The following is a 13447-nucleotide window of genomic DNA, read 5'->3' on the forward strand; positions in this document are numbered from 1 at the left end:
CCGGGCTCAGGGCGTGACGTCTATGGCAGACCGTATCTCCTCGTTGTGTTCTCCCAGTTCCGGCGGCAATCGCCGCAAACTGGCCGGCGTGCGAGACAACTTGATCGGTGATCCCACGCCTCGATAGTCGCCTTGTTCCAACACCATCCTGCGATGCCGGGTATGTGGATGATGCAAGACGTCCTCTACATTTTGTACCGCTGCGGCGGGCACCCCTTGTCGCAAGAGCTGTTCTGCCAGCGTTGCGGCGTCGTGCGAGACCAGTTTTTCCGTCAACACTGCACGCAGGGCATCACGATGTTGCAGGCGATCCGCATTGTTTGTAAATCGTGCGTCAGCCAACAAGGCCTCGGCGTTCAGCGCACGCGCCAGCGCCGCAAACTGCCGATTGTTGCCTACCGCCAGAAAGATCGGGCCGCTTTGTGTCGGCAGCGTTTCATAGGGCGCGATGTTGGGATGTGCGTTCCCGGTGCGGCCAGGGACCTTGCCACTATAAAAATAATTCGCCGCATGCGGATGCAATAAGGACACCGCACAGTCGTACAACGTGATGTCCAGAAACTGGCCCAGGCCGCTGCGCACGCGTTCGTTCAACGCCAGCAAGACGGCGACGGCTGCGTTCAAGCCCGTGACCATGTCGACGACAGGCAAGCCGACCCGTGTGGCATCGCCATCGGCATCGCCATTGACGCTCATCAGGCCGCACATGGCTTGTGCGCAGGCGTCATAGCCGGGCAGGCCACCTAATGGGCCGTCGGCGCCAAAGCCGCTGACGCGGCAGTGAATCAGGCGAGGAAACGCTGCGCTGAGCTGCTCGTACCCGAGACCCCATTTTTCCAGAGTGCCAGGCTTGAAATTCTCGACGAGCACGTCTGCGTCGGCCAATAGATGACGCAGCAGCTCCTGCCCTGCAGGTTCAGACAGATCCAGTGTCATGCCGCGCTTATTGCGATTGACACCAATGAAGTATGACGCAGTCTCGTTCAGGAATGGCGGGCCCCATCCGCGTGTTTCGTCGCCGGCGGGCGGTTCGATCTTGATGACATCGGCGCCATGATCCGCGAGCAACTGCGTGCAGTAGGGTCCGCCCAGTACGCGCGACAGGTCAATGATTTTGCATCCGGTCAACGCGCCAGGCGGCAGCGAAGGGAGAGACATGCTGGATTCCTTAGTCTAAGGCGACGCCGGCTTCCTGGATGATGGCGTGCCATTTCGGAACCTGTGCATCGATGAACGAGGCCAGGCTTTGAGGGGTTTTGTCGTCTGCTTCAACAATGCCTTGTTTGTGCAAGGTCTCTTTGACGTCAGGATCGGCCAGGACGGCGATGAATGCCTGGTTCAATTTATCGACCACATCGCTGGGGGTATTCCGCGGCGCCACGATGCCAAAGAACACGCTGACGTCATAGCCGTCCAACCCTTGTTCTGACAGGGTGGGCAGATCGGGCAGCGCTTGTGAACGCTGCGCGCTGGCCAGGCCGATGGCGCGCAATGTGCCTGCCTGGACATGCGGCAGCGCGGTGAGAATATCGGTGAACGACATCGATACCTGTCCACCCAGCAAATCGTTCAACGCAGGCCCCGTGCCTTTATAGGGGATGTGCAGAATCTGCGTGCCCGCCATTTTGTTGAACAGGATGCCGGCCAGATGCGAAGAGGCGCCGTTGCCGGACGAGGCATAACTGAGTTTGTCCGGATTCTGTTTTGCATAGGCGATCAGCTCTTGCACATTGTGTACGGGCAGCGACGGATGAACGACCAGGATATTGGGCAAATGGCCGATACGGATGATGGGAGCAAAGCTCTTTTGCGGATCGTATTGCTGCTGTTTGTAGAGGCTGCCGTTGATGGCGAGCGGGCCCGAGGTACCGAACATGATGGTGTAGCCATCGGGTTTGGCGCGGGCGACATATTCCGCGCCGATATTGCCGCCGGCGCCAGGGCGATTTTCCACGACGACAGTTTGGCCCAATTGGCGTTTTAATCCTTCGGCCAGGCGTCGCGCCATCGCGTCGGTGGGCCCGCCCGGTGGAAAGGGCACGATGAGCGTGACCGGCTGATTGGGGAATGCCTGCGCGGCGCGAACAGAGGTGGACGCCAACAAGGCGGCGCTGGCCAGTGTCAGGCAGAAATGTCGTCGTTGCATAGTTGTCTCCTGTGGTGTGAATATTTGCCCGTTGAACAGGTCTGATGTTTTGGGAAAATTTCCCTACGCTGCGCCTGCGCTCCGTTGCATTCGACGTGCGCAGGTTTCTGAGTTCTACGAGGCCGCGCTTGCTAAATGCCTAGCTGATGCTTTGTGCCTCGGGGCTGTCTGGCCGCAAGAAATGCCGCAGCAGTTCGCGGCAGCTGTCGTCCTCATCGTCTGGAATGGCGCACGGATTGGGCTGCGCCAGGCGGTGTCGCACGACATGGTCGGCCAGCAGGCTACGATCGGCCAGCGCCGTCCCTGAGGCCTCCCAGCGCAGTGCGGCAATCGATAGCGCATGATAGAGCGCCGATGCCGCTTGGCGCGCCAGGTCGGGACGGTCTTTCAGTGCCGCATGATGGGCGAGCGAAAAGGCGCTCTCCAGGGCTTTGGCTTGCGTGTCAGCTACGGCAGGGCTGCACGGTACGCCAGCTTGCAAGAGCGCATCGATATGCTGGCGCAACGCTGCCAAGGCATCGGTTTTCTGAATCGCACGCAATACGTCCAGCGCCACGATGTTGCTGGTGCCTTCCCAGATGGATCCCAGATGGGCGTCACGCACCAGGCGGGCTTCGACGAATTCTTCGATATAGCCGCAGCCGCCGCGTACTTCCATGCCGTCTCCGGTGACTTTACGCGCATCGCGGCAGGCGCGGAATTTGATCAACGGTGTCATGATGCGGGCCAATGCCGCGGACTGTGTATTGTGTTCGGCTTCAGCCAACGCTGCCGCAGTTTGAAACATCACACTGCGCGCTTGCTCTGCCCAGACGGTCATCTTGACCAACTGCCGGCGCATCAACGGCATCTCGATCAACCGTTTGCCAAAGGCACGGCGATGTTGGGCAAAGTAAATCGCCTCAGTGACCGCCCGCCGCATCAAGCCGGCTGCCCGCATGCCATTGGATAGCCGGGAATTGTTGATCATGTCGGCCATCTGCTGGAACCCTTTGCCGCGTTCACCGACCAGCCAGGCTTGTGCGCCCTCCAGGCGGATTTCTCCGCTGGCCATCGAGCGTGTGCCGAGCTTGTCTTTCAGACGCAGAATCCGATAGGCGTTGTGCGTGCCGTCCGGCAAGTCGCGCGGCAGCAGGAAAAGCGATACGCCTTTCAAGCCCTCGGCGGGCTCGCTGCGCGCCAGCACCATGGCGAACCCCGCATCCGCATTGGAGCAAAACCACTTGTCGCCATATAGCCGCCAGGTGCCGTCTTCCTGCAATGCTGCACGCGTGGTGGTGGCGCTAACGTCGGAGCCCGCGCCTTGCTCTGTCATGAACATTGCGCCTTGGCGCAATTCATCGAAATCCTGCGAGGTGACTTGGGGCAGCACCCGTTCGATCAGTGCTGGGTCGCCGAACTTGCGTAACGTACGTGCCAGCGAGTCCGTCATGCTGACCGGGCAGCACAGGCCGAATTCCGCCTGAACGAACAGATGGCTCAAGGCATATTTGGCCGCGGGCGGCATGGGGAGGGGCCAGCCCAGCACGCCGCCGCGATGCGACATGGCCGCCAAACCGAATTCGCTGTAGGCCAGGCGTTCCAGCTCGATATAGGCGGGATGTTTGTGTAGGCGCGATTCGTCCTGCCCGGCACGGTTGCGTACAGACAGGGTCGGGGGATTCTGATCCGCAATGGCGGCCAGTTCGTCGATGCGTGAGCCGGCCAGGGTTCCGAGGCGATCCAGATGCGGCAGCAGGTGCGCGTGTAAGTCAGGCGGCAGATAACGTGCGCTCATCGCGGCTGCATAAGGATCCGCGCGAAACAGATTCAGGCCCCGGGAATCGGGCACATCGGAGGAGGCTGGCGACAAAGTCATGGCGGGCTCGAGAAAGGACGTAATGCATGCGCTGGAGCACGCATCGTTACCGAAACCATCCATCTATACAAATACTGTTTTAATGTTGAACGATATAAATTAAATATAGATTCAAACATCGACGGGAGATGCCCATGGATCTGGAGCCACGTCTGTTGCGTTACTTCATTGCGGTCGCCGAAGAACGCCATTTCAGCCGTGCCGCGCAGCGGCTGCATATTTCTCAGCCGCCTCTCAGTTATGCCATTCGGCAATTGGAGACGACGCTGGGAGCGCAACTGCTGGAACGCACCAGCCGCCACGTGGCGCTGACCGAAGCCGGGCGCGTGCTGTATCGCGAGGCGCAGGCCTTATTGCGTCAGTCCGAGGCCATCGGGACGTTGGTACAGCGTGTTGACGCCGGCTTGCGCGGGCGTCTGCGCATCGGGTTTGTCGGGTCGATGCTGTACCGGGGCTTGCCTGATTTGCTGGCGTCGATGCGTGCGGCTTTGCCCGATGTCGAGCACGTGCTGATTGAGCTGAATTCACATGATCAACTAGAGGCCGTGCGCCGAGGCGAACAGGACTTAGGGTTCATTCACGCGAATCCTGCACCGGGCGAAGTCCGGACGCTGGATCTGTTGGCCGAACCTTTTGTGCTGTGCGTGCCTGATACGCATCCGTTGGCCCGCCGCCGCCGGGTGTCGCTGCGAGCGGTCGCCAAGGATGATTTTATTTTCTTTGCGCGTGAGGCCTCGCCCAGCTATTACGAGACGGTATTGTCGATGTGTGTGACCGCAGGCTTTCACCCAGTCATACGCCACGAGGTTCGCCATTGGCTCAGCGTTGCAGCGCTGGTGTCGCAGGGATTGGGGGTGTCTATCGTGCCTGCGTGCCTGGCTCGCAGCGGTTTGGCGGGCACGCGCTTTATCGCGTTTGATCACCAGGCGCGGTCCATCAGTCAGGCTATCTGGCCGAGACCGGTGGATTCGCCGCTGTTGCGCACCGCCGTCCGGCTGGTGCGCAACCACTATGGCAAGACCGGCGAAAAGGCCTAACGGAACACGACTGTCTTGTTGCGATTGAGCAGAATGCGGTGCTCGACATGGCTGCGCACGGCACGGGCCAGCACCAACGATTCCACATCGCTGCCGACTTGCGTCAGGTCTTGTGCCGTCATCGTGTGATCCACGCGTTCGATGTCTTGCTCGATGATCGGACCTTCGTCCAAGTCGGACGTCACGTAGTGTGCGGTCGCGCCGATGATCTTGACGCCGCGGGCGTGCGCCTGGTGATAGGGGCGCGCACCCTTGAAGCTCGGCAAGAAGCTATGGTGGATGTTGATGGCGCGGCCATTTAGCGCCTGGCACATGTCTTGCGACAGGATCTGCATGTAGCGCGCCAGGACCACCAGATCGATGTTTTCTGACTCGACCAGGCTCAAGACCTGTCTTTCCTGGTCGGCCTTGGTGTCGGGCGTGACCGGCAGATGGTGAAACGGAATACCGTACGACGCGGCCAGGCTCGCGTAGTCATTGTGGTTGGACACGATGGCAGCGATCTCGGCATGCAGCTGGCCGCTCTGTACGCGGAACAGCAGGTCGTTCAGGCAGTGTCCTTGTTTGCTGACCATGATCAACAGGCGAGGCTTGCGGCGTGCATCATGGATTTGCCAGTCCATGGCAAACGTATCGGCCATGGGTGCAAACCGTTCGCGCAGGCTGTCCGCGGTCACGTCGGCAGGCAAGTCGAAATGCACCCGCAAAAAGAAACGGCCGCTTTCGTCATCGCCGAATTGCTGAGAATCCAGGATGTTGCAGCCCAGCTCGAACAGCAGGCCGCTGACGCGATACACGATGCCCGTGCGATCGGGGCAGGAAAGGGTCAGGATATGATCGTTATGCGGCATGATCTGAGAAAAATAATAAGGTCACTACGCTGCGGCTCGGCGGCGGGAAAATTACGATAACCGAGCGACGGTCTCGTCGGCGATGGCGAGGCTGGCGGTCAGGCCCGGCGATTCGATGCCGAACAGATTGACCAATCCTGCGACGCCGTGCATGGAGGGGCCGGCAATGACAAAATCCGCGGCAGGCTCGTGAGGGCCGGAAATCTTGGGGCGGATGCCAGTATAGCCAGGAGCAAGCGCGCCATCAGGCAAGGCGGGCCAATAGGTGCGGACCGCGTCATAGAACACGTCGGCCCGGCTCGGGTCCAGCGTGTAGTCTTCGACAGGAATCCATTCGGTATCCGGGCCGAATTTGGCTTGCCCGCCCATATCCAGCGTCAGGTGCACGCCCAGGCCGGCGTGCTGAGGCACCGGGTAGATCAGGTGCGAAAACGGCGCCCGGCCGGTCAGCGTGAAATAGCTGCCTTTGCACAGATATTCGTTCGGAATGCTGGCCGGCGGCAGGCCATCGATGTGGCGTGCCAGCGTAGGTGCATGAATGCCCGAGGCATTGATCAATACATTGCACGACAGGCTCATCGCCTCTTCGCCGCCGAACTGCACCTCGAATCCGCCTTCGGGCCGGACGCGGGCCGATTGCATCGGCGTGTAAAAGACGCATTGCGCGCCTGCGTTTTCCGCATCGCCCTGGTAGGCCAGCATCAGTGCGTGGCTATCGACGATACCGGTGGATGGCGACAGCAGGGCGGCCGTGCAGTGCAGGGACGGCTCCAGTGCCATGGCCTCGGCGGCGGTGAGCTTGCGCATATCGTCAACACCATTGGCGAGGGCGCGCTGCGCGATGCCGTCCAGCAAGAGGGCTTCGTCGTCCGTCGTCGCGACAATCAGTTTGCCCAGGCGCTGGTGAGGCACGCCACGTGTGGCGCAATAGTCGTACAGCATGTGTTTGCCGCGCACGCACAATTGCGCCTTGAGGCTGCCGGCGGGATAGTAGATCCCCGCGTGGATGACTTCCGAGTTGCGGGAGCTGGTGCCTGTGCCTATCCCTTCGGTGGCCTCGGCCAACAAGACCTCGCGGCCTTGCAGGGCCAGTGCGCGCGCTACTGCCAGGCCTACGACGCCAGCGCCGACCACGATGCAATCGATGTCAGTACTCATAAGGGAACCGGGTTTATTTTGAGTCAGCGTGAGCCGGGGTCAATTCGAATCCGCCGGCATGAAAAACGAGGGGCGCTTCGGCGGTGTGGCCGCAGCGTTCGACTTCGCCCACCATGATGATGTGATCGCCCTCGACGTAGCGGCTGCGGTTGCGGCATTCGAACCAGGCCGCGCAATACTCATCCAGCATGGGCGTACCGCCAGGGGCCTGGCCTCGGGGCAGCCCGTCAAAGCGCTCGCGGGTATTGCCTGTGGCAAAGCGCCGCGCCAGCGCAATCTGGCCGGCAGACAACACGTTGACCACGTAGCATTCGCATTGTTCGAATACCTCGAGCGAGCTCGACCGGCGGGACAGGCTCCAGAGTATCAGGGGAGGGTCCAGCGAGACCGAATTGAACGAACTGACGGTCAGGCCGATCGGCGCGCCATCGGGAGCGGCCGTCGTGACGACCGTGACGCCGGTGGCAAAACGGCCAAGCGCGGTACGGAAAAAGCTCGCATCGAAGGAAGGGGCTGTATGGGGCATGCAGGCAGCGGTCGGCGGGGGCGAGAGTCGCTCAGGAGGGCTTAGGGTTCAAGGCGACAGGCGATCGATGACCCAGCTGCCTTGGCCGTCGGGCAAATACCGCAGGCGGTCATGCAGCCGCGATGCGCGGCCCTGCCAGAATTCGAACAAGGTCGGTACGAGGCGGTACCCTCCCCAGTGGGGGGGCCGGGGCGGCTGATCGCCGTAACGCTCGCGGAATGTCTGCTCGCGGGCTTCGAGCTCGGCGCGCGTAATGGGCTGGCTTTGCTCCGAGGCCCAGGCGCCCAGGCGGGAGCCCAGCGGACGGCTATGGAAATACGCGTCGGATTCCTCGGCCGAGGCCTTTTCGATGACGCCCTCGATGCGCACCTGACGCTCGAGCGGTTGCCAGAAAAACAGCAATGCGGCGCGCGGGTTGTCCAGCAGGTCACGCCCTTTACGGGACTCGTAATTGGTAAAGAACACAAAACCGCGCGCATCAAAGCCCTTGATCAGCACGGTGCGGGCCGACGGCTGGCCTGTGCTGTCAACGGTGGCCAGCGTCATGGCATTGGGCTCGGGGACCTTGGCCTGCAGGGCTTGGTCAAACCACTGGCTGAACTGTTCGAGCGGCGACGCAGCAGCGGTCTCCTCGAGCAGGACATTTTTTTCGTAGCTTTGGCGCAGATCAGAGACAGACATGAGGCGGGACATCCAGGCGCATCAGAAATCGGGTATCCCCCAGTTTACCGCCTTCGTGAGATGGGGTTCAGTTATCGGGCAGAGGGTCGGCCTGTTCTTCGAGTTGCCGGGCGATCCGGTCCAGGCGCGCGTCATGTATGCCGGCCTCGCGCAGGGCCGAGGCGGTTTGGACCACATATTCCGTGCAGGGGCCGCAGCTGCCGGAGGCGCGTCGCACGATAGCCAGCAGTTCGGGCTCGGGCAGCGTCCGGATGTAGGCCGGGTTGTCGCGGTTCATGATGAATACCAGCGCGCGTACGGAGCCTTGGTCCGTGGTGCAGTTGATCCAGCGGGGCAAATAGGCGCCGGTGGACATTTCGCGATTCCACAATGCCGGGAAAAAATCAGGGACGGAGTTGCCCGCCAAGCGATAGACCACTCCCCGGCAGGAGCCTCCACGATCGAGCCCGAATACCAGTCCCGGGCATTCCGGGGTGCCACGATTGACTCGAGACCACAAGCAAAGCGCACGATGGTGGCCACGCAAGGTCGCCAGCCGGCGTTCCTGAAAATCGAAATCGGGGCGCCAGATCAGGGAACCGTAGGCGTAGACCCAGACGTCTTCGCCCTCGCGCCAATGCTTGAGAGCCTCGTCAAGCGAGGCGCGTCGTTCTTCGGGCGTCCAGAGACGAAAAGGGGGGACAGGGGCGGTGAGGGCGGAAGGAGGGGTCGGCGAATTCACGGCGCGGGAGTTTCTGCGTCTTGCGGGGGGTGACGATTGGCCCAGCCGCCTGCGCTCAGCGCGGCAGCGTAGGCCCAAAACAAGGGAGCGATGCCAATTACCGCACCCAACGCGCCAAAGGTCAATGGCAGAGAGACTTGCGAGGCATTGATGAATGCCATCCGCAAACCCACCGCCTCTGCGGCACGACCATGCGGCGTATGTTGGTGCAGTAGCGACAGCATACTCGGTTGGCAGCATCCCAGGGCCAAACCCAGAACAAAAGATAGCGCAATCAGGACCGCAACGTCGGCGAAAAGCGGGTAAACGAGAAAATCTACCGCCGTGATGACCATGGCTGTGCGCACGAGCGTCCAGGAACGTACGCGCGTCTGGATAAACGGCAATGCCAGCCGAATGAGGAAAGTTCCCAGCGCGAAGGACGCAAGTATGGTGCCGATCGTGGTGGCGGACAGCCCGATGGCGACCCCGAACAGCGGTACGACAAACAGGTGGGTATCCCAGGCGCCCGACAAAATGGTATTGACCATCAGGATGCGCCGCAGGGGTGGGAGTTGCAGTAATTCGGTGGCCCGCCGGCGTGCGATCTGCCGCGCAGCGGGCTCTATGCTCTCGTCCACGGCGCGCAGAGCGGGCTGCAGCCGGCGCAGCCCGGCCAGGGCCAGCAGTGGCCCCAGGGTCAAAATGCCGAATGCCAGCCGTGAACCCAAATGATCGATGGCCAGCCCGGCGATGAGCGGACCGCTGAATCCGGAGCCCGCCATGGAGAGCGACAACCAGGAAAAATTGCGCAGGCGGCGCGCAGGTTCGGCATGCCCCAACACATCCTGGGTCGCGACTTGGTGCAACATGAAGCCAGTACCGATGCTACAGGCTGCAATGAGCAGCGTGATCTGGTGTTGGTGGATAAAGGGCAAGACTGTGCCGGTGACAACCAATGCATTGCCCAAGGTGATGGGGCGGCGTATCCCGATACGGTCGATCCACTGGCCGGCCCGTACCGACATCAACATGGGGATGACCGCGAATACCGCGACCAAACTGCCCACAATAAACGTAGATAGCCCCAGTTGCAGGGCAGTTAGCGATACGGTGATGCGTCCGCCGGTGAGGGCGATGTGGTTGAGCATGGCAACCACGCACAGCAGACCCGCTCCGGAAAACTCCGTCGCATGAGAGGAAGAAGAGGGGGAAGGGGCTGAAGTTGACACTGATGCGGCATTAACTTCTGCGATTTTGATCTTAAGTCTCCGGGGTGTCGAGAGAGCGCAGCCGGGCAATTTGATGGAACAAGAAAACCGAACGGCACATTTGTCGGCATATAGCCGCCCGGTTGGGATGAACTGATGTTAATTAATTGATAGATCACAGAAGTTGTGATTTCCCAGGGCGCGACGCGCATCGAATCAGAGATTGTCAGGGTGTGTCCTTATTGCAACGTTTGGCCGAAGCTGGGTCGTTTTGTGTGGATTGCGCTGTGCGGTACGCCGTCGTGGGAAAATAGCGCCCATGGATATTTCACCTACCTTGGATGACGTCGACGCCGAACGCCGTTTTGGTGGTTTGGCGCGCCTATATGGCCCGGATGCGCCGGCTCGTTTGCGAGAGGCACACATTGCAGTGGCGGGTTTGGGCGGAGTGGGGTCCTGGGTTGCAGAGGCGCTGGCCCGATGCGGCGTGGGGGCGTTGACCCTGATCGATCTGGACAACATCGCGGAATCCAACGTCAATCGGCAGATTCATGCCCTGACCTCAACCATCGGGCAGTCCAAGGTCGACGCCATGGCGGATCGGATTCAGGCGATCAACCCGGCGTGCGTGTTGACGCGTGTCGAGGATTTCGTCGAGCCCGGCAATATCGATCAGGTGTTGCCTGGGCCGTATGCCGTGTTGGTCGATTGCACGGATCAGGCAGCGGCCAAAATCGCGATGGTGCTGTATGCCCGCGAGCGCCGCGTGCCACTGCTATTGTGTGGCGGCGCGGGGGGCAAGACGGATCCGCTGGCCTTGCGCGCGGGGGATTTGTCGCAGGCGGTAAACGACGCGCTACTGGCCAAGCTGCGCAATCAATTGCGCCGCCAGCACGGATTTCCCAAGGCCAGCGACGCACGCGGCAAGGCGCTCAAACGGGTCCCGCGCATGGGAGTGAGAGCGCTCTGGTTCGATCAGCCGGCGATCATGCCCGCGGCTTGGGCGCGCGCTGCCGAGGTGACCGACGATATGGGGGCCGCCGCTCAGACGGTTGCGCCGCAGGGACTGTCGTGCGCGGGATATGGCTCTGTCGTGACGGTGACGGCAGCGATGGGGATGGCCGTCGCTAACGAGGCGTTGCAACTGGCGTTGAAAGCAAAGGCGTAGTCAACGCCTGAACGTCTTCCCCTGTTTAACGTCGGCGCCGGCCGCTTGAGGCCGGCCATGCTACGCATGGATCAGACTGATCGCAAGGTGACGTCGAACCAGCCGCGCAGCGCGTTGGACAGGCGTATGCCTTCGGCCTGATGCAGGTCTTGCGCGCTCAGGGTGCGTTCGTGCACCGACTCTCGATCGAGCAACTCCGCGCGCTGCACGCCCGGCAGGCAGCCGCTGCTGGTTGGAGGCGTGTACCAGACACCCCGGATCAGCAGATAAACGTTGCTGCGGCTGCCTTCGCAGAGCTCCCCGCGTTGATTCAGGTACAGCAGGTCGAATACGTCGGGATGCGCGGCCAGCCAGCTCGCGGCGTCGGTGTACCAGGGGCGATAGGTGGTTTTGTAGCGCAGCAGGGGTTCGTCTGCGTCCAGTACCTCATCAGACAGCATGATGTGCTGAACGTCGGGCAACGCGGGCAAGGGGGCCGTTTGGACAGTGCGGTGTCCCGTGCGATTGAGCAGCAATCGCAGCCGGTGCATACCGGGTGTGGCCAGCATGGATAGCGCGGAATACAGGGCCCGTTCGATTTCCAGCGCACCCGCCCATGGATAGTCCAGCGCGGCGCAACTGGCTTCCAGGCGGGCCAGGTGGCGGGGCAGCAGGGGGATGTTGCCGTCTGCGTCGACAAGCATGGTTTCGATCAGCTCAGCGGACATGATCTGAATCTCGAGTGCAGGAAAAACGGCCCGGTGATGGAATGCGGGGGTGAGTTGGAATGTTATCCGATGATGGAGTGAGAGGCCGATGCCGGTGCGGCCGCCGCAGCCGTGCCGCGGCAGATAACTATGCCGGTCCCGACGCAGAGGCTGGCATGGCATCCTGCAAGAGCCGAGCTTTCCACTGGCACTCCTGCCATTCCAGTTCCGGATCCGAGTCGTGCACGATGCCGCCTCCGACGCTATAAACCCCTTGGCCAGTTTGATCCAGCACCAGCGTCCGAATCGCGACGTTCAGCGAAAAATCCCCATCGGGCGCGAGCCAGCCGATGGCCCCGCAGTACAGGCCGCGCGGTGCGATTTCCATTTGGCGGATGCGCCGCATGGCGGCGATCTTGGGCGCGCCGGTAATCGAGCCGCAAGGAAACAGGGAGTGCAGGATCTGGCTGAACGTCGCGTCCGGGACCTCGGCGGTCACCGTGGAGGTCATCGTCCACACGGTGGGGTAGCGTTCCAGGGTGAATAGCGCAGGCACCTGGACCGAGCCAGGGCGGGCCAGGCGGCCGAGATCATTGCGCAGCAGGTCCACGATCATCAGGTTTTCTGCGCGATTTTTGGCGCTGGCGTGCAGTTCGCGGCCGAGCCGTTCGTCTTCGATGGGATCTGGATGGCGTGGCGAGGTGCCTTTCATCGGGCGTACCGTCAGGCGGGCGCCCTCTCGCCGCACAAACAACTCTGGGGAAAACGACAGTACGGTGCGTTGGCCGTCTTCGATATAGGCGCCGTGGGCTACCGGATGGCGAGCTGCGAGGTGTTGGTAAAGCGAACGTGGGTCGCCTTGCAGCTGTACATCCAGAGGCAGGGTGTAGTTCACCTGATAGAGTTCGCCCGCGGCTATCAGCTGGCGGATGGCTTCGATCTGGCGCAGATAGTCTGCTCGTGCCATGCGAGGCCGGATGGAAGTGATATGTGCGGCTGGTACATGCCGAGTCGTTATGTCTGCGGTATTTGCGGAGCCGGGGGAGGTCGAGGCAGGGACCTCGCTTGCGTGCAGGGTGGGCGTGTTTTCCGCAGTCCGTGTCGGTACGGTGTTCTCCGCCGGCCACGGCGCTTCAACGGTCATGCGCTCGAATACCAACCCTGCCAGGCGAGCTGTGCCATCGGCGACTTGCCGTGTTGCCGCGCCGCCTGTGGGCGGCGGCAAGGTGGTTTCGGGGGCCAGCCATTCCCCCAGCTCGTAGTCGAGCAGCAGCGCGACCCAATACCCTGCGCGGCGCGCGGCCTCGATGGCGTCCAGCGCGGCAGGCAATTCCTCGCGGTGACGGGCTTCGATGCGTTGGCGCAGGCGCTGCAGATTCAGTGCACGCCCGGCCAGACGATCTTCAAAACGACATTGCATGATGC

At 61.8% G+C, this 13447-nt stretch carries 13 protein-coding genes; 2 read left to right on the forward strand and 11 right to left on the reverse strand.

Annotated elements, in window-relative coordinates; genetic code table 11:
• Positions 1 to 6: 6 nt before the first annotated feature.
• The 3 genes from ACYVI2_RS12505 to ACYVI2_RS12515 form a co-directional block, all read right to left on the reverse strand.
• The gene (locus ACYVI2_RS12505) at positions 7 to 1158 is read right to left on the reverse strand and encodes a CaiB/BaiF CoA transferase family protein (protein WP_415820172.1); all 1152 of its coding nucleotides are present in this window, start codon (positions 1156 to 1158) and stop codon (positions 7 to 9) included.
• Between the two features lie 10 nt (positions 1159 to 1168).
• Positions 1169 to 2146 (reverse strand): Bug family tripartite tricarboxylate transporter substrate binding protein, encoded by a 978-nt coding sequence (locus tag ACYVI2_RS12510; RefSeq protein WP_415820171.1) that lies wholly within the window; start codon positions 2144 to 2146, stop codon positions 1169 to 1171.
• A 139-nt stretch (positions 2147 to 2285) separates the two neighbouring features.
• Positions 2286 to 4004 (reverse strand): acyl-CoA dehydrogenase family protein, encoded by a 1719-nt coding sequence (locus tag ACYVI2_RS12515; protein ID WP_415820170.1) that lies wholly within the window; start codon positions 4002 to 4004, stop codon positions 2286 to 2288.
• 134 nt (positions 4005 to 4138) lie between these two features.
• Between ACYVI2_RS12515 and ACYVI2_RS12520 the strand changes: the two genes are divergently transcribed.
• Entirely contained in the window at positions 4139 to 5041 is a 903-nt protein-coding gene (locus ACYVI2_RS12520; protein WP_415820169.1) for a LysR family transcriptional regulator, read from the forward strand.
• Here ACYVI2_RS12520 and purU read toward each other — a convergent pair.
• The 6 genes from purU to ACYVI2_RS12550 all read right to left on the reverse strand — a co-directional run bounded on the left by purU (position 5038) and on the right by ACYVI2_RS12550 (position 10189).
• Positions 5038 to 5892 carry a formyltetrahydrofolate deformylase gene (gene purU, locus ACYVI2_RS12525; RefSeq protein WP_415820168.1) on the reverse strand — a complete coding sequence of 285 codons (855 nt, stop codon included), beginning with the start codon at positions 5890 to 5892 and terminating at the stop codon, positions 5038 to 5040. The two genes, ACYVI2_RS12520 and purU, sit on opposite strands and share 4 nt — an antisense overlap.
• A gap of 51 nt (positions 5893 to 5943) precedes the next feature.
• Positions 5944 to 7050 carry an NAD(P)/FAD-dependent oxidoreductase gene (locus ACYVI2_RS12530; RefSeq protein ID WP_415820167.1) on the reverse strand — a complete coding sequence of 369 codons (1107 nt, stop codon included), beginning with the start codon at positions 7048 to 7050 and terminating at the stop codon, positions 5944 to 5946.
• 13 nt (positions 7051 to 7063) lie between these two features.
• Positions 7064 to 7576, reverse strand: a complete 513-nt coding sequence (locus tag ACYVI2_RS12535; protein ID WP_415820166.1) for a flavin reductase family protein — start codon at positions 7574 to 7576, stop codon at positions 7064 to 7066.
• Between the two features lie 48 nt (positions 7577 to 7624).
• A complete protein-coding gene (pdxH, locus tag ACYVI2_RS12540; RefSeq protein ID WP_415820165.1) occupies positions 7625 to 8257 on the reverse strand; it encodes a pyridoxamine 5'-phosphate oxidase in 633 nt (210 codons plus the stop codon).
• A 67-nt stretch (positions 8258 to 8324) separates the two neighbouring features.
• Positions 8325 to 8978: a gamma-glutamylcyclotransferase gene (locus ACYVI2_RS12545; RefSeq protein WP_415820164.1), complete on the reverse strand. Its 654-nt coding sequence runs from the start codon at positions 8976 to 8978 to the stop codon at positions 8325 to 8327.
• On the reverse strand, positions 8975 to 10189 hold the full coding sequence (locus tag ACYVI2_RS12550) for an MFS transporter (RefSeq protein WP_415820163.1): 1215 nt from the start codon (positions 10187 to 10189) through the stop codon (positions 8975 to 8977). Before ACYVI2_RS12550 ends, ACYVI2_RS12545 begins: the two co-directional genes overlap by 4 nt.
• Positions 10190 to 10487: 298 nt before the next feature.
• Here ACYVI2_RS12550 and ACYVI2_RS12555 point away from each other — a divergent pair, with 298 nt between their 5' ends.
• Complete coding sequence (locus ACYVI2_RS12555) at positions 10488 to 11336, forward strand: tRNA threonylcarbamoyladenosine dehydratase (RefSeq protein WP_415820162.1); 849 nt, start codon at positions 10488 to 10490, stop codon at positions 11334 to 11336.
• 71 nt (positions 11337 to 11407) lie between these two features.
• Here the strand turns inward: ACYVI2_RS12555 and ACYVI2_RS12560 are convergent, their stop codons facing one another.
• Positions 11408 to 12043 (reverse strand): aminotransferase class IV family protein, encoded by a 636-nt coding sequence (locus ACYVI2_RS12560; protein WP_415820161.1) that lies wholly within the window; start codon positions 12041 to 12043, stop codon positions 11408 to 11410.
• A 127-nt stretch (positions 12044 to 12170) separates the two neighbouring features.
• The gene (gene pabB, locus ACYVI2_RS12565; protein ID WP_460490316.1) at positions 12171 to 13442 is read right to left on the reverse strand and encodes an aminodeoxychorismate synthase component I; all 1272 of its coding nucleotides are present in this window, start codon (positions 13440 to 13442) and stop codon (positions 12171 to 12173) included.
• Positions 13443 to 13447: the final 5 nt, after the last annotated feature.

Source organism: Bordetella tumbae, from assembly GCF_054780995.1.

Coding starts and splice junctions, on each gene's coding strand:
- ACYVI2_RS12505 (WP_415820172.1), bottom strand. CDS start 1,158: ATGTCTCTCCCTTCGCTGCCGCCTGGCGCGTTGACCGGATGCAAAATC.
- ACYVI2_RS12510 (WP_415820171.1), bottom strand. CDS start 2,146: ATGCAACGACGACATTTCTGCCTGACACTGGCCAGCGCCGCCTTGTTG.
- ACYVI2_RS12515 (WP_415820170.1), bottom strand. CDS start 4,004: ATGACTTTGTCGCCAGCCTCCTCCGATGTGCCCGATTCCCGGGGCCTG.
- ACYVI2_RS12520 (WP_415820169.1), top strand. CDS start 4,139: ATGGATCTGGAGCCACGTCTGTTGCGTTACTTCATTGCGGTCGCCGAA.
- purU (WP_415820168.1), bottom strand. CDS start 5,892: ATGCCGCATAACGATCATATCCTGACCCTTTCCTGCCCCGATCGCACG.
- ACYVI2_RS12530 (WP_415820167.1), bottom strand. CDS start 7,050: ATGAGTACTGACATCGATTGCATCGTGGTCGGCGCTGGCGTCGTAGGC.
- ACYVI2_RS12535 (WP_415820166.1), bottom strand. CDS start 7,576: ATGCCCCATACAGCCCCTTCCTTCGATGCGAGCTTTTTCCGTACCGCG.
- pdxH (WP_415820165.1), bottom strand. CDS start 8,257: ATGTCTGTCTCTGATCTGCGCCAAAGCTACGAAAAAAATGTCCTGCTC.
- ACYVI2_RS12555 (WP_415820162.1), top strand. CDS start 10,488: ATGGATATTTCACCTACCTTGGATGACGTCGACGCCGAACGCCGTTTT.
- ACYVI2_RS12560 (WP_415820161.1), bottom strand. CDS start 12,043: ATGTCCGCTGAGCTGATCGAAACCATGCTTGTCGACGCAGACGGCAAC.
- pabB (WP_460490316.1), bottom strand. CDS start 13,442: ATGCAATGTCGTTTTGAAGATCGTCTGGCCGGGCGTGCACTGAATCTG.